We start from the raw sequence: 19,296 nt of genomic DNA, 5'->3' as shown, positions 1-19,296 counted from the left end.
ACGATGACGTTGTACGCGATGGTGGACAAATCCGGCCATGTTTGCCGCGACGAAGACGGCAAGGTCGTATATGACCGACCGGACCATCCGTCCTTGGACGTGCGAAGGTTCGACATGCACCGGCCGCAGAGCAAGCCGCACAAGGTTGTGCCTTTCGCCTCCCAGCCAGCCGAGCAGCCGAGGGGCGAGCCGGCCCACGTGAAGTTCGTGTACGTCGTAGCCGCCGACGCCGTTTCCGACGGCGGGCACCAGCTCTACACGCTCCACGACGAGCCGGTGCCGATGGCCGACAACTGGCGTCTCGTCGACCCCGTATCGAAGTCCGAGCAGGCGGTAGCGCAGGAGCGGAAGTGCGAGGGCGGTTCCCCGGACTGCGGACCCGTCGAGCTTGAGGACATCGAAGGCGTGCCCTTGTGCCGCCAGTGCTGGGATTCTCTACTCGCAGAAAACGGCTACCCCAAGTCCGTGCGGACCGACCATGTTGCGGACGCGCGCAAGATGGTCGAGCCAGACCCGGTGGTGGGGGATGGCGCGCCGTTGCGGTCGGACTTCCAAAAGGGTTATGACCACGCCGTTCAGCACATGGCGGACATCTGGATGGACCCGTCGGTGCGTGAGCTGCGCCTTGTCGCCGTAGACATGCGCCACTACCTGACGCGCATCGGCGAGACCATGAGTCACGCGATGCGCGAGAAATGGAGAGAGACCATCGAGCAGGCGGACAAGCGCGTGTCCTCTGCCCTTGCTGGGCTCCGCGAAGCGATCGCCACCCCGCGCCCGGCTGTCGCCACGCCTGCCGAGGTGACGGAAAAGAACGCCGTTGCGTATCGCTGGCGGAGGCATGGTCGTGATCCTTGGAAGTACGAGGACAACGCCGCAGGATGCGATCCGCTCGTCGTGCGCGAGATGCTGGATCGGGGATGGGACGCCGAATGGTTGACCAATGCCGCCCTCGCCTCGCCCAGCGCCGGGGCGGTGCCGGAGGGGTGGATCGTCGTCAAAGAGCACGCTTGGGATCACGGTGATGGCGGACGTCCCACCCTCGCCTATCTATGGCCTTCCGAGTTCGACCGCAGAGTGTTTGGCTCTTTCGAGCAGGCAAGCGCTTTCATTCAAGAGAACAAATTTCCTTTGGGGTGGGTTGCATTGAAGCTCGCCGCCGCCGCGCCGGAGGTGCCCCGTGGCTGACTACGTCACACTGCTTGGCGCGGAACAGGTGCAGTCCGCTGGCCATTGTATGGCGAGGGCCGCCGAGGACATGCAGCAGGCCTCCTATTCGATCTCTGAATCCGTCGATAGGCTGACGCGTGCGCTTGATGAGCATGCGTCGCGAATCGAAGCCGCCCAACAGGCCAACGGCGATGGCCGTCGGCTGATCGGCTGGCGGATGGCGGACTACACCGCCGAGACGAGCGACCCAGCGACGGCCAAGAACTGGTCTGCGAACGTCCCCGTTCTTCCCATCTTCGAAGGTGATCCAAATACCAAGATCGGCTTCACACTGGAGACTTCCCATGGGTGAGGCCAGGCGTCGCGGCACGCGCGAACAGCGCATTACGCAGGCTATCGAGGCAAACCTGAAGCGGGAAGCCGAGGCTGCCCGTCGAGCGGAAGAAGCCGAGTCCCGCAAGCAGCAACTCATTGCCGAGCAGTGGAAACGGCTTCCACCGGAAGAAAAGGAGCGGCGCCTGGAGCGCGCGAAGAGGGATGCAGCGATCCTTGGGGGCTTGATGTCGAGCCCGGGCGGCAGGCTTCTCGCCGCGGCCGGCATTGTGCTCGCCCGTCCCGCGGATACTTATGATGTAGGTAGCGAGGGGATGGAGTGATGGGCTGGTCTATTGGCTACGACGAGAACTGGAACCGGGATATCGGCTACGGCGTTCCGGCAACGTGCGACCACCCAGGTTGTGGGGAGGAAATCGACCGCGGCTTGTCCCACGTGTGCGGCGGTGACCCATACGGCGGTCAACACGGCTGCGGCCTGTTCTTCTGCGGAAAGCACCTGATCCCCGCCGGCGCGAAACGCGATTGCTCCCAGCTGTGCTCGCGATGCTACAGCCGGCGAAAGCCATTCGATCCCACTCCCGATGTCCCCGAATGGGTGCGCCACAAGCTGACCCACGAAAGCTGGCAGCAGTGGCGCGACGAGAATCCCGACGAAGTTAAAACCTTGAAGAACTTGGAGGCATCCCATGGATAAGCGCAACCCGATCCTGATTGGCCAGGCCGAAGTGATCGACCTGGTGCAGCCGCAAGTGCGCACCATGCTGGCGACCGATGGGTTCTACATCGGCACGGATACCGAGCACCCGGATTTCGAGGTCCCGCTCGTCGTCATCAACGGCAAGGTCTACGGCATGACCGTGGATAACGAACTGGACCCGGAGCGGTTCAAGGACTCCCTGCTGCTGGCCGGCCCGTTCCGCGGCCTGCAGGAGGTTCCGCAGGACGAATCGAATGGCTGACCACACCGCCATCGAGTGGGCCGATGCCACGTTCAACCCGTGGATCGGTTGCACCCGGGTGTCGCCCGCCTGTGACCACTGCTATGCCGCCGTCAGCACGCCGGCTCGCGCCTTGGGCATCACGTGGGGCACTGGCCAGGCTCGCCGCCGTACCTCGCCGGCGAACTGGAATCTGCCCTTGCGCTGGAACCGCGAGCACGAGGCATTCTTCGCCAAGCACGGCCGGCGCCGGCGCGTGTTCTGCGCCTCGCTCGCGGACGTGTTCGACAACGAAGTGGATCCGCTCTGGCGACGCGACCTGTTCGAACTCATCCTCAAGACGCCGAACCTCGACTGGCTGATCCTGACGAAGCGCATCGGCAACGCTGCGCGCTTGATCGAAGATCAGCGGCGGTGGCACGCACGCTATTTCGACGAATGGGATTTTTCCGACTCGTGGCTGAAGGGCACACCGCCGGCAAACGTCTGGCTCGGCGCCACGATATGCAACCAGGTCGAGGCCGACCGCGACATTCAAAAGCTGCTGGCGATGCCGGCGGCTGTGCGGTTCCTCAGCGTGGAGCCCCTGCTCGGCCACGTCGACCTTGAGCAGGCCTGCGGCATCGGCCAGGGAGTTCCCTCGTGGAACGACAGCATCGATCCGGTCGTGGATGCCACGGCGTTACGCTACGGCGACACCTCGCGCCTGGACTGGGTAATCGTCGGGGGTGAGAGCGGTCCCGGCGCGAGGCCCATGCATCCGGACTGGGTGCGATCGCTTCGCGATCAATGCGCGGCCGCGGGCGTGCCTTTCTTGTTCAAGCAGTGGGGTGCCTGGGCGCCGGACGACGGTCGCCATAGCGGAAGGATGTTCATCTACCGCAGCGGCATGTCCGACATACCCGACTTCCGCGTGCCAGAACCGGCAAACGACGGCGAAACCGAAATGGCGCCCGTGGGCAAGAAGAAGGCCGGCCGCCTTCTGGATGGCATGCACCACGACGGATTCCCGGTGGGCAGCCATGGGTAAGCGAGCCATCCCCAGCCGCTTCCAACTCAACGACGATGTGCGCGCGGCCGGCGTGCGCGGCACCGTAGCTGCCATCACGTTCACGGTCATCGCCGGCCAGGGCAAGGTGCTCTACGACGTCAGGCACAGCGGTGGCGTGCTGACCCGTGTGTCCTCGGAGCATATGGAACCCGCAAGACCGAAGCACCTCCACATCGTGGTTCTGAAATGACGGCTTCGCTCAACATTGGCCTCACCGCCTATCACGCCGTGGGGAACCTCGCCTTCGTGAAGGTGCCCAGCGAGCGCGGCCGTTACATGCTCACGGATCTCTGCGTGATTGCCGTTGCGTGCGCTGAATGCGGAGCGGTCATCGGCGAGCCATGCCGCGCGTATCACGGCCTGACGTACTGGGAAAAGCGCTTCCCCGACAAGAAGCCCAGCGGCCACACGGTGACCGTGCACTACAAGCGCAAGCACGCGGCGGATGAGAAGCTTGGCCGCGGGTGGAAGAAGACCGTCCTCGCTCACTACAGGCTCCGCCTCGCCGCCGGCGATATCGAGGCCGCCATGGCGCACCTCCCTGATTCGGAGCCCGAACCGGCCCCAATCGACATCGACGTGCCGGTCACACGGCGCACGGAGGGCTGATGTTCGAGGGTTGTTGAGGGTTAACGAACAGTGCTTCCTTACGTCACGATAGAGAAATTCTCGGCTGATTCCGGGTACTCACCGGAGGCCGTGCGCGCGAAGATCAAGAAAGGCGTGTGGCTACAAGGCCTCGTCTGGTGCAAGGCACCGGATGGCCGCGTGCTGATATCGCCGGAGGGTTACGGGAAATGGGTCGAGGGTCAAACGCTGGCGGCGGCAAGCCGAGCGGTGTCAGGAAGGAGAGCGAGAGCAGCATCCTCGTCGATTTCGCGTATCGTGGCATCCGCTGCCGGGAGCGATTGAAGCTTCCGCCGACCAAGGCGAACCTGAAGCTGGCAGAGCACCTGCGCGCCGAGATCCTGACGGAGATCGGCCGCGGCACATTCGAGTACGCCAAGTATTTTCCGGATAGCCCGCGCGCCGTCACCCTGGCCAAGTCACCAGGTGCGGCGCAGGATATCGGCTCGGCCTTGCGCCGATGGCATGCCGGCATGGCCAGCCAGCTGGAGCACTCCACACACCGCGATTACGGCCTCGCGATCGAGAACGTGTGGATCCCGGAGTTCGGCGAGCTACGGCTCACGGAGCTCACCCGGGCAATGTTGAAGGAGTGGGTGGCCAATCAGACCTGCGGGCTGAAGAGGATCCGGAACCTGCTGCTGCCGCTGCGGGGGATGTACGCCGCGGCGCTCGAGGACGAGGTGATCGAGCGGAACCCGCTGCGCGACTGGACGCCCCGCAAGGTCGAGCCTCCGAAGGAGGACGACGATATCGACCCTTTCTCGCCGGATGAGGTGAAGTCCATCCTCGCCTCATGCGAAGGGCAGATCCGCAACCTCTTCCAGTTCGCGTTCTGGACGGGCCTTCGCACCAGCGAGCTGATCGCTCTGCGCTGGGAAGACGTCGACTTGGTCGGCCGCACGCTCACCATTCGCCGCGCGAAGGTCCGCCGTAAGGTGAAGGGTCCGAAGACCCGCGCCGGGCGCCGCACCGTCACCCTCCTGCAGCCGGCTTACGATGCACTGGTGGCTCAGCGTGCGCACACGCAGCTCGCGGGCGAAGAGGTGTTCCACAATCCCCGTACAGGCGAACCGTGGCTGCACGACGGCCCCATCCGCAAGACCGCCTGGACGCCCGCACTGAAGCGTGCCGGCGTTCGCTACCGCTACCCCTACCAGACGCGCCACACCTTCGCCTCGACGCTACTGAGCGCTGGCGAGAATCCGGTGTGGGTGTCCAGCATGATGGGTCACAAGGACTGGACGATGATCGTGAAGGTGTACGGTCGCTGGATACCGTCGGTGGCGCCGGATGCAGGGCAGAAGGTTGCGACCGTTTGGGCCGGAAATGGGCCGGATCAGGCGGCAAGTGGCTGATCCGCTTACGTGGTGCGCGGGTTCGACTCCCGCCACCTCCACCAATCTGGTCCATCTCCCCAGTTCATCGGGGAAAATGGCCGGGCCTCGGTTGATTCCTTCGGGTATCACGCGAGGTATCACGTGCCAAAGCCTTTGCTGCTGCACCGACCAAGCGGACTTCATGTCCGCTTTTTCGTGCCCGGCTTTCTGCGAGCCTCCCTTGGCCGCCGCTATCTCGTGATTAGCCTGCGGGGCGAACGCGCCGATGCCGCCCGACTCCGCACGGCCCACATCGGGTATGTTCTGGGCCAAGCCTTTGAACGGGTCGCGCTCGGCTCTCCGAGCGGCTGCAATCACGGTCGCCTCTTCGCGTGCGAACAACGGGACTGTGGACTCGCCGATCCCGCTGGATGCCCCGGTGACGAAGACGCCCCTGCCTTGCAGCCGACTGGCAGTGAGTTCCCGAGGCGGGGGCTTGAGGCAGTTCACAAAAAAAATCCTTAGGAGTGGCCCAGTACGGGCCTTACTAAAAGTGCCCCCCGCCCCCCAAAAAAATCGAAGTAGAACCTCTTCTATTTGGTCTCTACAAAAGCCATATCTCGGCATCCCGTCAATGCGTTGCACGCTTCGGTCCACGAGGCATCGTTTTCGTACAGAGCCGTGCGTAGGTAGGCCGCTGTCATGCGCTGGACCGTGGCGAGTCGATCCGGATCTTCGTCGCCTGTTTCCTTGGCGTCATATCCTGCTATGCCGCCCAAGCCGTGCATGCCGCCCACCAGAGTAAGCATGCTGCCGCAGCCGGGTCCCTCCCGAAAGGCTGCGGTGTACCACTCGGGTCCTCGCACTGTCATGAAGGGGTTCACGTCAGCGTCGCCAACTACCAGCAGACTTGGTGTAGTCAGATAGGAATAGTCCGGGCTCAACTCAGAAAAATTCTCACGCGCGAAGTCGCTCAACTCATCTCCGCCGTTGCCAGGAGGTGCCAGAAGCACGCCAGCCTTGATGCGCGGTTCCAGTAGGTTGACATCCACGTCGCTCGATCTGCGGGGATCGCTAAGGCGCGCGCCCAGCAGCATTCCGGCAGTCTGCCCTCCCATTGAATGGCCAACAACGGCGATACGCCCATGGTCCAATCGCCCCTGAAGGATCGGGGTCGCACGCTCAATGGCACCCAGGTTGTCGAGGATCAGTTTCATCTCTTCGATGCGATGCCTCCAAAACAATGGTGCTCCCTCACGATCTCGAGGAAGCCCTGCGACCTTGGAGTTGGCATGCGTCGGCTGGATGACAGCGAAGCCTTGCTCAGCGTAGAAATTGACCAGCGGGCCATATCCATCCTTTGAGGGCAGATAGAGTGATGGACCGTCGCCATGGGATAGCAGGATGACGGGGATGTTGTGCCCTTCGGCAGGAAGGGTGATTCGCATTTCTATCGGCATCCCCCGCGACGGAGCGGCGAGCACCACAGGGCTGATCGAGATGGTTTGGACTGCGTCGCGAGCGGGCAAGGCGTGAGCCTTGTTGATGAGGTTGTTCACAAGAGGTCTCCCATGTAAAGTGGAACATCGATCCGTTTAATATAAACGGAACAATGATCCACATACAACCCTTTTTAGGCCAACTCGTGGCAACAACCATTCGGCAAGACAACGGCAAGGTAGACGGTTCCGGGCGAGGTCTGCGCGCAGATGCCCGTCGCAATGAGGACGCGCTCCTGCAAGCCGCCAAAGATGTCTTCCTCGAGTCTGGCGTCGATGCACCCGTGCGCGAGATTGCCTCACGGGCGGGAGTGGGCTTAGGCACGCTCTACAGGCGCTTTCCTAAGCGCGCGGATCTGATCGCAGCTGTATTTCGCCGCGAGATCGATGCATGTGCCGAAGAGGCCCCTGCTTTGTTACAGAAGCATACTTCTGCTGATGCTCTGACGCTTTGGCTCCGACGCTATGCAGTGTTCATGGCTACCAAGAGGGGCTTGTCTGCCGCCTTGCACTCTGGAGACCCGGCCTTCGAGGGCCTTCCCGAGTATTTTCGGGAAAAGTTCGAGCCAGCACTTGGAGGACTCTTGGATGCAGCATATGCAGCGGGTCAAATAAGAAGCGGCATCGTTGCGTACGACCTTCTGCGGGCGATCGGTAGCTTGGTGACAACCACAGGCGAGGACGGCGCTGGCTATGTCGAGCGGGTCCTCGGACTATTGTTCGATGGACTGCGATTCAGCGCTACGCTTGCCTCGGATTGAGGGACAAAGCTGCGCCGACATAGCGTTCTTCCCTCGTCCCGGGCGGACTCTCGCAGCACTCTAATCAGGGCTCAACTGGCTTGGGGAATGGCGCGTTGCTCCCGTCGGCATAGCGAAGCAGTCCACCCCAACTGACTCCCACGATCACCGGGACTCTCCAATTGCGGGCCACGACGATGGCTCCAAGGCGGTGCAGATGCCGGGGGCCGCCCTGCGGTGCCTACATTCACCGCAGTCTTCAGGGCCTAGCGCTCGAACAACTCCCCTTCCACCAATTGTACGTGCTCAGAACACCTGACCAATGTTCTCGAAGAGAGTCACCGGATGACTCAACCGGCTGACCGCGAGGAACCAGAGGTCCAGCTCGCCCGTGGCACCCGTGACCAATATCCGCCCAAAGCGACTCATTTCATCCCCCCTCAATCGTGGCAGGAAGGGCGGACACAGGATTCACCGAGCGCATTCCGGTGCTCATGGGAACACCTCACCGTCGAGCAATCGACTCAGACGCGTGTCGATGGCATCGATGGACTTATCAGCCTCGGGTGCGATGCGAAGCCGAAGGCCAGGGCTTGCTGGCTCGGCCGTCAGGGTCCACCCGTGTACGGCGGCGATCTTGCGGCAGATCGCCAACCCCAGTCCGGCCCCTTGATCCCGTCGGTGCGTACCGCGCCAAAAGCGGTCAAATAGCAGCGGCAAGTGTTGCGGTGACACACCCGGCCCGTAGTCTCTAATCGTCAGTGCATCCGCATGCAACTCGACATCCACTTTGCCGTGCGGACGGGAATGCTGGATCGCGTTCTCCAGCAGATTCTTAAGCAGCGTGAAGAAGGCACTTCGATCGGCCATCCAGAACACATCGGCACATGCTGCGCTGATGCTGACTTTCACGCCGGCATCCGTGCTCATCCGGTCCAGGTATCGCATCGCGTCCAGCACGATGTCGGCCAGATTGGTGGCGAGGATGTGGTAGTTGTACGCCTCGCTCGCCTCTGCCAGCGCCAACAGCTGCTGTACTTGGCGGGTCATGTAATCCACGTCACCAATGAGTGCTGCACGCCCAGGATTGTCTTCCTCGCTCAGCTCAATTTGGGCTCGGATGAGCGCCAGCGGCGTTTTCAGCTCGTGCGCGGCATGCCCCAAGAACTCTTGTTGGGCTCGGTAGCCACTTTCCAGACGGCTCAAGGCACGGTTGAAACTGCGCACCAGTGGCACGACTTCGGCGGGCACCCCAACGGTGCTCAGGCGGGCATTCAGCGCGGTGGGAGAAATCGCTGCCGCGGACTCGGACACGCTGTGGAGTGGCCGCAGGGTGTAGCGCAACGTGATGAACGCGAAGAAGGCGAAGGCACAGAGCAAGACCATACTGAAGACAAGAATGCCTCCACCTATCAAGGGCATCGCCACACGGTGCATCAAGGTCATGAGGCGGTCCGTTGCCACCAATTGGAACGTCCAGGTGCGCCCGTCGTGGACGATCGTCTCGGCTGCACCGATGAAGGCAACCCCGTTGCGCTCGAAAGCAAACTTAGGTCGTCCGATGGTCACCACCGGCGCGGTCGGCCACAGCGTATGTTGGTCGCCTGACACCAAGGCCGGCGTGCCTGACTCGTCGACGACCCGATAGCCAATCTCCCGTCCGAGGCTGTCATAAATCCACGCCAGGTGGTTGCACTCGTCGATCGCAAGGCTCACCGGCCGGCCCGATGGGTCGAACTGAACCCGTTGAGCCATATCCTCAGCCAGTCCGCCAACGTCCGCTTTGGCAAAGGTCGAGCTTTGCAACAAGGCGTAGCCCGCGCCAGCCGACAGGGCAATGCTCAGGATGGTCCCCGCCACGTAGGCGAGAACGACGCGGGACCGGATGCTATGGAGTGGGAGCATCTTGGCGAAGCGCATAGCCGAGCCCTCTCGCGTTGACAATTTTCTGATTCGAATCGATGGCAATGAGCTTGCGCCGGATGCGATGCAAGGCCACATCGAGGGCATTGGGAGTGACTGCACTGCCAATGCCCCACGCTGCGGCCTCCAGCGCCGAGCGTCGCACCGTCTCGCCGCGCTTGGTGATGAGCGCCAGCATGATGTGCAGCTCGGCCGGGGCGAGCGAGACGCATTCGGGGCCAGAACACAGCGACTGGGTATCGACGCGCAGCAGGAGATCCCCGTGCTGCGGGTGCTCAGATCGCAGCTCGACCGGTCGGCGCAACAGCGCCCGCACCCGCGCAACCAGCTCGTCCATCGCAAAGGGCTTGGGCAGGTAATCGTCGGCGCCTGCGTCCAACCCTTCAACACGGTCGTGGAGGGCATCCCTAGCGGTCAGCATCAGGCACGGTACACGCTGCCCACTCGCGCGAAGCCTGAGCAGCAAGGTCAACCCATCCCCGTCGGGAAGGCCCCGGTCCAGCACCATCGCCTGATAGTGCACCTGCTGCAAGGCCGACCACGCCTGGTCGATGCGCAAGCACATGTCGACCCCGAACCCCGTACCACTCAGCCCCTTTTGAATCAGAGCGGCAAGGCGATCATGGTCTTCCACCAAGAGGATGCGGCTCATCGGATACGGTACGTATAGGCCATGATCACACGATTCTCACTCGACCGGTCGACCAACGGGCTGCGCTTGACACTATTGCCCACGGATGTCGCCACCACATCAACCAAAACAGCGTGGCGCTCGTTGAAGAGATAGATGCCACGCACGCCCACCTCCCCTCGCGTGACCGACTTGCCTTCGTAAACCGGGCGCCCCGGCAAGGCCTCGTCCGGTCGTACGCCAAAATAGTAGTTGACGAATTTCTTGTCGTGCAAGGTTGCCCCGATGTGGGGCGTGAGCATGAGGCGTTCGCCGATAAACCAGGTTCGCTCGAGCGAGAGGTTGGCCTCGCGGCCGTTGCTCTTGCCGGATACGTCGGCTAGCCATTGGGCGCTGACATCGACCACTCCGGTCTTCCACTCGACCTTTGGGCCTGTCCAGAAGCTGCCGCCGCGATCATGCATGCCCTTGAGGATTTTTGCGTCACTGCTGTCGTAGCCGCTGCCGTCCCACTTGACCACCCATTTGGTCTCGATCTGCTGCGATTCACCGATGGTCCAGCGCGGCAGCTTCACTTCCAGTTGGGGACCGAACAGATTGATGTACTTGTTCTCGAACTGCACGACCGGCAGGGCGATGTTGTCGCGGCCCATGCCAGCATAGGGTTTTTGCATGCTCAGCACGCCCACGCCCACCGACCAGCGGGCCCCTTGCTCATCGCCGGTTGGCTCTTGAGCGAACACTGAATTGGCATACGAAAGACTCGCCACCAACACGCCAAGCGAGGCCAGGGCCGTAATGCGAGGGGCGGGACGAGACGAACGAGGAGGCGTGAGCATGGGCAAATCCAAGTGGGAAGGCCATGCCATCGTCCTGATGCCCGACTTACGCAACACTTACCGGAGCGAGCGATTTCCAGTAAGCGTTGAGAAAGTCGCACCCGGGGATAGTCGATCGCATTCTGTCCCTGGAGCGCCCCATAAAGTCCTCCCGCAAGCACCTATGGGCAACGCTTGCCCTGCCCATCGCCGTGCTAGTCGTCCTGGCGCACGCCTGCTGCCCAACCTAGCCAAGCGGGCACACGGAGCACCCGCCGGCGCCCGTTGCGCGCCCCGCCCTGCCGGTAAGCGTCACGCGCCTGCATATAGAACGTTTCCCCGACACCTTATCGGCCAGCGGGAACATCGCGGCGTGGCAAGAGGCGATCATCGGCGTGGAGCCCAACGGATTTCGAGTCACGGAAGTCCGCGCCGATGTCGGCGACACGGTGCGACGCGGGCAACAGTTGGTGGTGTTCTCGCGGGTGAATGCAGACACAGATCTGGCCCAGAGTCGAGCAGCGATCGAAGCGAAGGCGGCGTTCGTAGAGGCCGAGGCCAATGTGATGCGGGCGCGTCGCCTGCGGACCACATCGGCCTTATCAGGCCAGCAGATCGACCAATACCTGGCGGCCGAACGCATCGCAGCCGCGCGCCTTGAGGCCGCGCAAGCCGGGGAGCGCGGTCAACGACTTCAACGGGCCCAAACGGCGGTGCTCGAGCCCAACGACGACGTCATCTCGTCGCGCACTGCGACCGTGGGTGCCGTGGTGCCCGCCGGGCAAGAGCCGTTCCGGCTCATCCGCGGCGGCCGTTTGGAGTGGCAGGCCGATGTCCCTTCCGCTGACCTGACCAAGGTCAAACCCGGCCAATGAATGCACCTCGCGCTGCCCGATGGAACCGTGGTCACCGGCCGAGTCCGGGTGATTGCCCCGTCAGTGGAGGTGGCCAACCGCCACGGCCGCATAGTCGTGGATCTTCCGTACGACGCCGGCACACGCGCCGGGATGTTTGCCCAAGGTCAGTTCGAACTAAGCCAAGCCATGGTGATGGCATTGCCGCAAAGCGTGATCGAAGTTCGAGATGGCACCAGTTATGTCATTCGCATCCTGCCCGCTACGCGGGTGACGCTGGGGCGCCGGCTGGGCGATCGCATCGAGGTGCTCACCGGCCTTCAGGTCGGCGAACGCATCGTGGCCTCGGGCGCCACCTTCCTCGCCAAGGGCGATCCGGTCCGGGTGGTTGGAGCGGCAATGCTCCTCGCACAGGCCATCCGAGCGCCCGGCGCGAACTGATGCAACTCCTCAGTAATATCCTTCTCAACTTCGAGTTTCGTACTGAAGTTGACGGTCTGTACCTCTAAGGCACTGGTTGGCTCCGATGCTCAATCACAAGGATGTCGAAAACCACCTCAACATCATCATTGGCCATGTCAAATAGACGACTAACGCAGGACTAAGCCCCACGTTCGCAAGGGTCCCATTTGACGCGATGACTTTCATACGTATACCCATGGTGCATTCGAACGGGTGCGGTTGCCGCCGAGCTTCTTCGACAATCCTGGCGTAATCCTGCGCAAGCGACGTGTCCCACCCTTCCTTAGACGGAATAATGTCCGCGACAGCATCCAGGACACACCAGGCGCAGTCCTATTTTGTTTGACAACAACGGGGCGCCGGCCTGGTTCATCGTTACTGACCCCAGAACCTGTTTGCGCCCAGCCGGAGAGCCTCCAGCTTCCTTTTACCCGCCTACAGACGCCTTAAAACACCTTGCCGAAAATGTGCATCGCCGAGACGCACTCAGCACGCTTGGCGCAGGACTCGGAACGGGTGTTATACGTTTTTCATCTGATTATCTATTCATCTTTGCGGCCCAGGATTGTCGAGCGCCGCGTGCATCAATAGCGTCGACTCGAAGACCTTCAACCAAACGTCCATCGTGACGCCGGCCGCCTGGCACCAGTCGCGTATCTGGAGCGCATCCAGGCGAACCACGCCCGTCTCCACCGCTGAAACGAACGATTGATTCCGACCTAGCCTGGTCCCGAAGTCTTCCTGCGATAGTTTTGCCGCCAAGCGAAGCTGGCGGAAACTCGCCCAGACCGCCTTGTTTTCCGGGCGATAAAGTGACTTCCGCCCTCGCCGAACCCTCTTTGGCACGGATGCCTTAATCCATTCTGCGACCATTACTGACTTCGCCATGCGGATATTTTTTTAAGCTACGTCGCGGCGTGAAAAACTAGATCATTTGGTATTCACCCATAGATTCGATACCCGGCCGATGAACATCGACTGCATTTCCGCTGGGGAAAACGTCTCCACGAGAGGCGTGATATCCGGTGCCAGACCTCGTCCGGGAGGGCTAACGATTAGCTAAGGGGCAGTCGTCGGGCATCATCCCCGGCACACTCGCACTTTGAATAAGCCGTACAAGATCGCCTGCCTCTTGTACGCTCATCTGGACCGCTTCCACGATCAACGTCACCGCACGACGTTCACGAACCAACTCGACCAACGACTTGCCGCGGTAGCGCAACGTCCCTCGCAGCGTGGTCCCAATGGGCATGCGGGCGGCATCCATAACTTCGACCAGGGCGAATGCCGAGCGGTAGCGCAGAATCGCAACGGCCAGGAGCGGATCCGTCCATCTCACCTCCATGATGTAAGGAGCGGTCGATTCTTCAAGATAGTGCGGTTCCATGCGACCCTCCTTGCGCAATCCGTCAGATATGGCGGCCCAGCAGCACCTATTTACTACAAGGGGCTGATTACCAAATCATTGGATAAGGAGGGGCATCTACGGGCGCGGACATAATGTTCTCGCGGTGTGAAGATCGATAAGCGAGGCGCTTGCCGTCGCGCCACAGGGTGACCATAACCCTGCCGCGACCCTGCCTTCACGCCGTTCATCCAAGAGTGTCGAAACCGACAGGAGAGCGCTATGAATCACGACCGTCACGATATTCACCATCCCGATCACAAGACCCCTGCGTCCAAAGAGTCGCCCTTGCAGGAAAAGGAGCGGAAGACGCACGAAAGCGAAAACCAGGATCAGGCGCTGGAAGAAACTTTTCCTGCCAGTGACCCCGTGTCGCCTTTCGTGCCGGCCAAGGCACCCGACTGAGAAAACCAAACGGGCCAGGATGAATACCCGGATCGATATCCCGTTCACGATGGTCCATGCCTAGGAGACGTCTCGCCGTGATCCCGCACTTCACCGACCACGCCGCGAATGAACGCACCTACCTTGCCTGGGTTCGAACGGCGATTGCGGTTATGGCCTTCGGCTTCCTGCTGGAACGGTTCAACCTTTTTCTTGCCTATGCGATACCCGCCAACGTGCGTGCGGACCACGCGCTTCACGTCAAAGCTTCCGAATGGCTTGGCTTGGCCCTCATCGGCCTGGGTGCCGCGATGACCTTGCTAGCCACGATTCGCTATCAGCGAAACCGCAAGCGCATCGCCGATACGGCGGAACACGACTATGGCGGCTGCACGCCGGAACGGGTCCTGTCGGCCTTGGTCGTGGTGATGGCGTTGTTCCTGGTCGGCTACGTCGCCCACCAGATCGTGGCACTCACCTAGCACACCCTCGCACGTCAGTTTGACGCAGGTCGCTTTGACGCACGGCGCATTGACGCAGGTGCATGCCATTCGCTGATGGCTGGGCGCACCATGTTGCGCACAACGACGGATGGGGCGTTCTTCGATGCATTAGACGAAGCGCACCCGTCCGCTGGCTATACGTGCTCAGCCCCATAGGTGCGGAAGTGATTCTCCCCGATCAAGCGCTACTCCTCGCACGGTGGCAGTTCGCCTTCACCGTGTCCTTCCATATCGTTTTCCCTGCCATCAGCATCGGCCTGGCCAGTTTTCTGGCCGTGCTTGAAGGGCTGTGGTTGCGCACCGGAAAGCCCGTCTACAAGCAACTGTTCTTCTTCTGGTCCAAGATTTTCGCGGTGGGTTTCGCCATGGGCGTGGTCTCGGGCGTCGTGATGAGCTACGAGTTTGGAACCAACTGGGCCGGGTTCTCGGCCGTAGCTGGGCCAGTCACCGGCCCCCTACTCGCCTTTGAGGTGATGACGGCGTTTTTCCTGGAGGCCGGATTCCTCGGCATCATGCTCTTCGGCTGGACGAAGGTCGGTCCGCGCGCCCACTTTTTCGCGACGCTCATGGTCGCCGTCGGCACGCTCATCTCGACGTTCTGGATCTTGTCCTCGAACAGCTGGATGCAGACGCCACAGGGCTTCGATCTGGTGAACGGCAAGGTGGTGCCGACGGACTGGTTGAAGATCGTCTTCAACCCCTCGTTCCCCTACCGGCTGGTCCATATGGCGCTCGCCGCCTTCGTTGTCGCGGCGATGATCGTGGCCGGTTGCGCCGCCTGGCACCTGCACCGAGGCCGTAAGGATCGCGCCATCCGAAAGTCGTTCTCGATGGCGCTTTGGATGCTGCTCGTCGTCGTTCCGCTTCAGATTGCCGCCGGCGATGCCCATGGCTTGAACACGCGGCAATACCAGCCGGCGAAGATCGCCGCGATCGAAGGGCTCTGGGATACGGAACACGGCGGCACTTCCCTCAATCTGTTCGGCTGGCCGGACATGGACGAGGAGACCACGCATTTCGCCTTGAAGGTGCCCCATCTTGGAAGCCTCATCCTGACGCACAGCTGGGATGGCGAGATCCAGGGCCTGAAATCATTCCCGAAAGAAGATCGTCCGTATTCGCCGCTGGTCTTCTGGAGCTTCCGGCTGATGGTCGCGATGGGGCTGCTCATGCTCTTGATCGCCGCCCTGGGCCTGTGGCTTCGCCGCGGCAAGCGCTTGTATGACGCGGCCTGGTTCCAGCGCCTGGTCTTCCTGTCGGCCCCGGCCGGCCTGGTGGCCCTCCTGGCCGGCTGGGTAACGACGGAAGCGGGTCGGCAACCGTGGGTCGTCTATGGCGTGCTGCGCACGAAAGACGCGGCCTCCGCCGTCACCGTCAACCAGGTCGGAACCTCGTTGCTCACCTTCGTCGTGGTGTATTTCCTCGTATTTGGCACCGGCATTTACTACATGCTGCATCTCATGGCGAAAGGCCCCGAAACGCTTCACGACGCGGCCCACAGTGAAGAAGAAGGCACCGGTGCGGGACACGATCGCTTCGCGCACCGCCCCCTGTCCCGCCCCACCGACGCCATCGACGAGTGAATCCCATGACTATCGATCTGCCTATGATCTGGGGTGCCATCATCGCGTTCGGGGTGTTCCTCTACGTCGTGCTCGACGGCTTCGACCTGGGCATCGGCTTGTTGTTTCCCCTCTTCAATCGAAAGGGTGAACGCCAGGTGATGCTCAACACCGTCGCCCCAGTATGGGACGGCAATGAAACCTGGCTGGTGCTCGGCGGTGCCTGTCTCTACGCCGTCTTTCCGCTGGCGTATGCCGTGCTGCTTTCGGCGACCTACCTGCCCGTCGTGGGCATGCTCTGTGGCCTGATCTTTCGCGGCGTGGCCTTCGAGATCCGCGCCAAGGCGCGCCGCACCCAGCATGTGTGGGACATGGCCTTCATCGCCGGGTCCGCGGCGGCCACGTTCTTCCAGGGCGTCATTCTCGGCACGTTGCTGCAGGGCATTCCGGTGTCGGACGGCCGATACGCTGGCGGCCCCTTCGACTGGGTCAATCCGTTCAGCCTGTTCACCGGCCTGGGCTTGCTGGTGACCTATGCCACCCTGGCGTGCGGCTGGCTGATCATGAAGACGGACGGTGAGCTACAGCGGCGCATGGCGCTCCTGATGCGCCCCCTGGTCGCCCTTCTGGCCGCGCTCATTGGCGCCATCAGCCTCTGGACCGTGCTTGGTCAACCTGCGGTGGCCGCCCGCTGGTTCGCCCTGCCCAACCTGTTCTTCTTCATGCCAGTCCCTGCCCTGGTGCTCGCGGCGGTGGTTGGCATCTTCATCAGCCTTCGCCGAGGCCGGGAACATGCGCCCTTCCTGCTCGCCCTGGCGATCCTGTTCCTGGGCTACACGGGACTCATTGTCAGCATCTTCCCCCACCTCGTGCCACCGTCGCTCGATGTGTGGACGGCCTCCGCGCCGCGGTCCAGCCAGGTCTTCACGCTGATCGGTGCGGCCATCATCATCCCGATCATTCTTTCCTACACCGCCCTTTCCTACTGGGTTTTCCGTGGAAAGGTCCGGCACGATGATGCGGGTTACCACTGATGCGCCCGACCTCGAAATGGGCTGAGGCTCGGTGGTTTGTCATGCTCTATGTGGCCGGAGTGATAGCGGTCGGCATAGTGGCGCTGCTTTTTCGGTGGTTGATGCCTCGCTGAGCGCGTCGGCGGCTGCCGATACCCCCGAGTGGCAGGCATTCATTTAGAGCACCGTTGTATTCGATCCCGCTGCAAATCCATGGGGATATCATTCCGGACATCGCGCTGACCGCCAGACATATCGATATACATCAATATCTTATTAACAACCTCGTAGGGATTCTCGAGACATAAACCTTGCATGGCTTTCGGCTGGGACAATTTGTCCCGATGTATGGAAATTGTTTTTAGTTAGCATGGATTAGAGCCCGCAACACTCCGACGAACGCTGTCGTGATCTCCAAGGTCGATAACACAAGAAGTTCAAGTACGACGCCTCAACGATCATAGAAAACGGAGCTGACCAAAAGCGTTTTGAGGGGCAGCTCCTCACGATAGACAGCAACAAGCCATAGCCTGGAAATACAACATGTTGGACTGGATCCCCATCGCCTTTATCACTTTCAAGGTTCTCGTTTTCGGTACGGGCATGTTCTTGGCCATCAAGTGGCACTACGACCAAGGGAAGAAGGGACGGCAGATTGACCGGGTCGCGGTACGACGCACCGCCGGAAAGGTGGCTGTCATAGCCGTCGTCTTCGCGATATCGCTCGTGGGCCTGTTGTTGGCCACCTTTGCCGTTAGCCAGAAGATCGGCCTGGACTTGTCCTCCCCCTAGTGACAAAGAGCGATCGACCTATATCCGGCACGATCAAAAAAGCGGACATCATGTCCGCTTTTTTGTGTCTGGACTTCTGCCAGCTTCCACCCGCCAGAAGCCTCGTCGATCGCCCTGCGCGTTGACTGGATGCCAGACCCAACAGGACAACGAGAGAGCAACAACCCAGCGTTTCCCCGTCATCGCCACGCTATTTCGGCAATATTCTTCATTCCCTGCGCAAAAACCGGCTTAATGGGATGCTCACGCTTTCATTTTCAATCGTGGCATTCTGCAGTTCGGGATCTTCAGCCTCAGCGGGGAACGCACGTGAAGGGACGCACGGGGGACCAAGAGCGCATCGCCATGACCGCGATGCACTGGCAGGCATGGGGCCAACATGTGGCTATCGCCGCCGCCTATGCCGCTTGCTACGAAGTGACGCGGCACGTCACGTTTTCCCATTGGATCCTGACGGCTGGGCTGCGCCTGGCATGCCTGCTGCTGTTGCCCATGCGCTATTGGCCGGCCCTGGCCGTGGGCGAAGGTCTGCCCATGGTAGAGAACGCCATCGTCTGCCTCGATAAATTCGGCGCCGCCTGGGCGGTGTCAGCTTCGGTACCGATGATCGTCCTGTGCATGGGGTGGGTGAAACCCATGCTGGCGCGATGGTCGCTGTTCACCCCCGACGGGCGCGTACGCATGGGGGTACTCCTGAGCGCCACACTTGGCTGCGCTGTCCTCACCGCCCTCAAGACCGTACTGACGCTGGTTACCGCACTGCTGAGTTCGCCCGACGCGTGGCCCGACCTGTCCGTGCCTTTGTATTTCTGGGCGTATGTCCTCGGGGCTTACCTGGGTGCATTGACGCTCACTCCGGTGGTGCTTGCCCTACGTGAGCGAATGCAGGTCAGTGGTCGCGTGAGCTTGGCAAGCCTTTGGCGCAGTCCCCTGTTGCGCGACACGATGGGCTGGGCCCTCCCGGCCCTGGCAGCGTTGGCGTGGATGGCGCTCGCCACACAGGTCGATGCCATCCGCCAAGTGGCTCGACTGCTGATGCTGTTGCCCGTACTGATGCTCGCCTGGCGGCACGGATGGCACGGGACGGCCGTCGGCGGAATGGGCGCCAGCATTGCCATGGCGGCGACCAGCCAGGTACTGCTCGATCCGGACATGATCCATTGCCAGGTCATCCTGTCGCTGGTCGTCTCCGGAGCATTGATGGTCGGCGCGCGCGCGGCACAACGCCTGCCATACCCCACCGCTCCGGCCACGCCGGAGCGGTAGAAG

The 19,296-nt window shown here is 61.8% G+C and carries 25 protein-coding genes; 18 read left to right on the top strand and 7 right to left on the bottom strand.

Features of this window, described 5'->3' with window-relative positions; genetic code table 11:
• Positions 1-3 precede the first annotated feature (3 nt).
• From GAK28_RS02880 to GAK28_RS02840, 9 genes are all read left to right on the top strand, one after another.
• The gene (locus GAK28_RS02880) at positions 4-1,188 is read left to right on the top strand and encodes a hypothetical protein (protein ID WP_291774847.1); all 1,185 of its coding nucleotides are present in this window, start codon (positions 4-6) and stop codon (positions 1,186-1,188) included.
• Positions 1,181-1,522: a hypothetical protein gene (locus GAK28_RS02875; protein WP_291774844.1), complete on the top strand. Its 342-nt coding sequence runs from the start codon at positions 1,181-1,183 to the stop codon at positions 1,520-1,522. The genes GAK28_RS02880 and GAK28_RS02875 overlap by 8 nt, the downstream gene beginning before the upstream one ends.
• Positions 1,515-1,826: a hypothetical protein gene (locus GAK28_RS02870; RefSeq protein ID WP_291774841.1), complete on the top strand. Its 312-nt coding sequence runs from the start codon at positions 1,515-1,517 to the stop codon at positions 1,824-1,826. The genes GAK28_RS02875 and GAK28_RS02870 overlap by 8 nt, the downstream gene beginning before the upstream one ends.
• Complete coding sequence (locus GAK28_RS02865) at positions 1,826-2,200, top strand: hypothetical protein (RefSeq protein WP_291774838.1); 375 nt, start codon at positions 1,826-1,828, stop codon at positions 2,198-2,200. The genes GAK28_RS02870 and GAK28_RS02865 overlap by 1 nt, the downstream gene beginning before the upstream one ends.
• Positions 2,193-2,465 (top strand): hypothetical protein, encoded by a 273-nt coding sequence (locus GAK28_RS02860; RefSeq protein WP_166698797.1) that lies wholly within the window; start codon positions 2,193-2,195, stop codon positions 2,463-2,465. The genes GAK28_RS02865 and GAK28_RS02860 overlap by 8 nt, the downstream gene beginning before the upstream one ends.
• A complete protein-coding gene (locus tag GAK28_RS02855; RefSeq protein ID WP_291774834.1) occupies positions 2,458-3,474 on the top strand; it encodes a phage Gp37/Gp68 family protein in 1,017 nt (338 codons plus the stop codon). Before GAK28_RS02860 ends, GAK28_RS02855 begins: the two co-directional genes overlap by 8 nt.
• Entirely contained in the window at positions 3,467-3,685 is a 219-nt protein-coding gene (locus tag GAK28_RS02850) for a hypothetical protein (protein ID WP_291774831.1), read from the top strand. The genes GAK28_RS02855 and GAK28_RS02850 overlap by 8 nt, the downstream gene beginning before the upstream one ends.
• Entirely contained in the window at positions 3,682-4,104 is a 423-nt protein-coding gene (locus tag GAK28_RS02845) for a hypothetical protein (protein WP_291774828.1), read from the top strand. Before GAK28_RS02850 ends, GAK28_RS02845 begins: the two co-directional genes overlap by 4 nt.
• A 137-nt stretch (positions 4,105-4,241) precedes the next feature.
• Positions 4,242-5,480 carry a DUF3596 domain-containing protein gene (locus tag GAK28_RS02840; RefSeq protein ID WP_291774825.1) on the top strand — a complete coding sequence of 413 codons (1,239 nt, stop codon included), beginning with the start codon at positions 4,242-4,244 and terminating at the stop codon, positions 5,478-5,480.
• 554 nt (positions 5,481-6,034) lie between these two features.
• Here GAK28_RS02840 and GAK28_RS02835 read toward each other — a convergent pair.
• A complete protein-coding gene (locus GAK28_RS02835) occupies positions 6,035-7,000 on the bottom strand; it encodes an alpha/beta hydrolase (protein WP_291774822.1) in 966 nt (321 codons plus the stop codon).
• Positions 7,001-7,053: 53 nt separating this feature from the next.
• Here GAK28_RS02835 and GAK28_RS02830 point away from each other — a divergent pair, with 53 nt between their 5' ends.
• Positions 7,054-7,701, top strand: a complete 648-nt coding sequence (locus GAK28_RS02830) for a TetR/AcrR family transcriptional regulator (RefSeq protein WP_291774819.1) — start codon at positions 7,054-7,056, stop codon at positions 7,699-7,701.
• Positions 7,702-7,986: 285 nt separating this feature from the next.
• On the opposite strand, the gene GAK28_RS02825 is transcribed toward GAK28_RS02830, so the two are convergent.
• The 4 genes from GAK28_RS02825 to GAK28_RS02810 form a co-directional block, all read right to left on the bottom strand.
• Entirely contained in the window at positions 7,987-8,109 is a 123-nt protein-coding gene (locus tag GAK28_RS02825) for a hypothetical protein (RefSeq protein WP_291774816.1), read from the bottom strand.
• A 63-nt stretch (positions 8,110-8,172) separates the two neighbouring features.
• Entirely contained in the window at positions 8,173-9,600 is a 1,428-nt protein-coding gene (locus GAK28_RS02820; RefSeq protein ID WP_291774813.1) for a HAMP domain-containing sensor histidine kinase, read from the bottom strand.
• On the bottom strand, positions 9,569-10,255 hold the full coding sequence (locus GAK28_RS02815) for a response regulator transcription factor (protein ID WP_291774811.1): 687 nt from the start codon (positions 10,253-10,255) through the stop codon (positions 9,569-9,571). The genes GAK28_RS02820 and GAK28_RS02815 overlap by 32 nt, the downstream gene beginning before the upstream one ends.
• Positions 10,252-11,073, bottom strand: coding sequence for a MipA/OmpV family protein (locus GAK28_RS02810; protein ID WP_291774809.1), 822 nt, complete (start codon positions 11,071-11,073; stop codon positions 10,252-10,254). Before GAK28_RS02810 ends, GAK28_RS02815 begins: the two co-directional genes overlap by 4 nt.
• A 374-nt stretch (positions 11,074-11,447) precedes the next feature.
• On the opposite strand from GAK28_RS02810, the gene GAK28_RS02805 reads away from it, so the two are divergent.
• Positions 11,448-11,927 (top strand): HlyD family efflux transporter periplasmic adaptor subunit, encoded by a 480-nt coding sequence (locus tag GAK28_RS02805; protein ID WP_291774806.1) that lies wholly within the window; start codon positions 11,448-11,450, stop codon positions 11,925-11,927.
• Positions 11,928-12,347, top strand: a complete 420-nt coding sequence (locus GAK28_RS02800) for a hypothetical protein (protein WP_291774803.1) — start codon at positions 11,928-11,930, stop codon at positions 12,345-12,347. It begins immediately after the preceding gene.
• Between the two features lie 567 nt (positions 12,348-12,914).
• Here the strand turns inward: GAK28_RS02800 and GAK28_RS02795 are convergent.
• Positions 12,915-13,256, bottom strand: a complete 342-nt coding sequence (locus GAK28_RS02795) for a helix-turn-helix transcriptional regulator (protein WP_291774801.1) — start codon at positions 13,254-13,256, stop codon at positions 12,915-12,917.
• Between the two features lie 160 nt (positions 13,257-13,416).
• On the bottom strand, positions 13,417-13,755 hold the full coding sequence (locus GAK28_RS02790; RefSeq protein WP_291774798.1) for a hypothetical protein: 339 nt from the start codon (positions 13,753-13,755) through the stop codon (positions 13,417-13,419).
• 240 nt (positions 13,756-13,995) lie between these two features.
• On the opposite strand from GAK28_RS02790, the gene GAK28_RS02785 reads away from it, so the two are divergent.
• From GAK28_RS02785 to GAK28_RS02760, 6 genes are all read left to right on the top strand, one after another.
• Entirely contained in the window at positions 13,996-14,178 is a 183-nt protein-coding gene (locus GAK28_RS02785; protein ID WP_291774795.1) for a hypothetical protein, read from the top strand.
• A gap of 56 nt (positions 14,179-14,234) precedes the next feature.
• The gene (locus GAK28_RS02780) at positions 14,235-14,639 is read left to right on the top strand and encodes a DUF202 domain-containing protein (RefSeq protein WP_291774792.1); all 405 of its coding nucleotides are present in this window, start codon (positions 14,235-14,237) and stop codon (positions 14,637-14,639) included.
• Positions 14,640-14,824: 185 nt separating this feature from the next.
• Positions 14,825-16,243 (top strand): cytochrome ubiquinol oxidase subunit I, encoded by a 1,419-nt coding sequence (locus GAK28_RS02775; RefSeq protein WP_291774789.1) that lies wholly within the window; start codon positions 14,825-14,827, stop codon positions 16,241-16,243.
• Between the two features lie 5 nt (positions 16,244-16,248).
• Positions 16,249-17,256: a cytochrome d ubiquinol oxidase subunit II gene (gene cydB / locus GAK28_RS02770; RefSeq protein ID WP_291774786.1), complete on the top strand. Its 1,008-nt coding sequence runs from the start codon at positions 16,249-16,251 to the stop codon at positions 17,254-17,256.
• Between the two features lie 522 nt (positions 17,257-17,778).
• A complete protein-coding gene (locus tag GAK28_RS02765) occupies positions 17,779-18,027 on the top strand; it encodes a hypothetical protein (protein WP_291774784.1) in 249 nt (82 codons plus the stop codon).
• 309 nt (positions 18,028-18,336) lie between these two features.
• A complete protein-coding gene (locus GAK28_RS02760) occupies positions 18,337-19,293 on the top strand; it encodes an MASE1 domain-containing protein (protein WP_291774781.1) in 957 nt (318 codons plus the stop codon).
• Positions 19,294-19,296: the final 3 nt, after the last annotated feature.

Source organism: Luteibacter sp., from assembly GCF_009912395.1.
GTDB lineage: Bacteria > Pseudomonadota > Gammaproteobacteria > Xanthomonadales > Rhodanobacteraceae > Luteibacter.
The sequence above is the reverse complement of the archived record's forward strand: the minus strand, read 5'-3'. Positions and strand labels throughout refer to the sequence as shown.

Excerpts from the sequence above, each read along its gene's own strand:
- GAK28_RS02800 (WP_291774803.1), top strand. The coding sequence starts at position 11,928 with ATGCACCTCGCGCTGCCCGATGGAACCGTGGTCACCGGCCGAGTCCGG.
- GAK28_RS02790 (WP_291774798.1), bottom strand. The coding sequence starts at position 13,755 with ATGGAACCGCACTATCTTGAAGAATCGACCGCTCCTTACATCATGGAG.
- GAK28_RS02865 (WP_291774838.1), top strand. The coding sequence starts at position 1,826 with ATGGGCTGGTCTATTGGCTACGACGAGAACTGGAACCGGGATATCGGC.
- GAK28_RS02825 (WP_291774816.1), bottom strand. The coding sequence starts at position 8,109 with ATGAGTCGCTTTGGGCGGATATTGGTCACGGGTGCCACGGGCGAGCTG.
- GAK28_RS02880 (WP_291774847.1), top strand. The coding sequence starts at position 4 with ATGACGTTGTACGCGATGGTGGACAAATCCGGCCATGTTTGCCGCGAC.
- GAK28_RS02815 (WP_291774811.1), bottom strand. The coding sequence starts at position 10,255 with ATGAGCCGCATCCTCTTGGTGGAAGACCATGATCGCCTTGCCGCTCTG.
- GAK28_RS02785 (WP_291774795.1), top strand. The coding sequence starts at position 13,996 with ATGAATCACGACCGTCACGATATTCACCATCCCGATCACAAGACCCCT.
- GAK28_RS02765 (WP_291774784.1), top strand. The coding sequence starts at position 17,779 with ATGTTGGACTGGATCCCCATCGCCTTTATCACTTTCAAGGTTCTCGTT.
- GAK28_RS02850 (WP_291774831.1), top strand. The coding sequence starts at position 3,467 with ATGGGTAAGCGAGCCATCCCCAGCCGCTTCCAACTCAACGACGATGTG.
- GAK28_RS02845 (WP_291774828.1), top strand. The coding sequence starts at position 3,682 with ATGACGGCTTCGCTCAACATTGGCCTCACCGCCTATCACGCCGTGGGG.
- GAK28_RS02780 (WP_291774792.1), top strand. The coding sequence starts at position 14,235 with ATGCCTAGGAGACGTCTCGCCGTGATCCCGCACTTCACCGACCACGCC.
- GAK28_RS02830 (WP_291774819.1), top strand. The coding sequence starts at position 7,054 with ATGATCCACATACAACCCTTTTTAGGCCAACTCGTGGCAACAACCATT.
- GAK28_RS02855 (WP_291774834.1), top strand. The coding sequence starts at position 2,458 with ATGGCTGACCACACCGCCATCGAGTGGGCCGATGCCACGTTCAACCCG.
- GAK28_RS02795 (WP_291774801.1), bottom strand. The coding sequence starts at position 13,256 with ATGGCGAAGTCAGTAATGGTCGCAGAATGGATTAAGGCATCCGTGCCA.
- GAK28_RS02860 (WP_166698797.1), top strand. The coding sequence starts at position 2,193 with ATGGATAAGCGCAACCCGATCCTGATTGGCCAGGCCGAAGTGATCGAC.
- GAK28_RS02870 (WP_291774841.1), top strand. The coding sequence starts at position 1,515 with ATGGGTGAGGCCAGGCGTCGCGGCACGCGCGAACAGCGCATTACGCAG.
- GAK28_RS02820 (WP_291774813.1), bottom strand. The coding sequence starts at position 9,600 with ATGCGCTTCGCCAAGATGCTCCCACTCCATAGCATCCGGTCCCGCGTC.
- cydB (WP_291774786.1), top strand. The coding sequence starts at position 16,249 with ATGACTATCGATCTGCCTATGATCTGGGGTGCCATCATCGCGTTCGGG.
- GAK28_RS02810 (WP_291774809.1), bottom strand. The coding sequence starts at position 11,073 with ATGCTCACGCCTCCTCGTTCGTCTCGTCCCGCCCCTCGCATTACGGCC.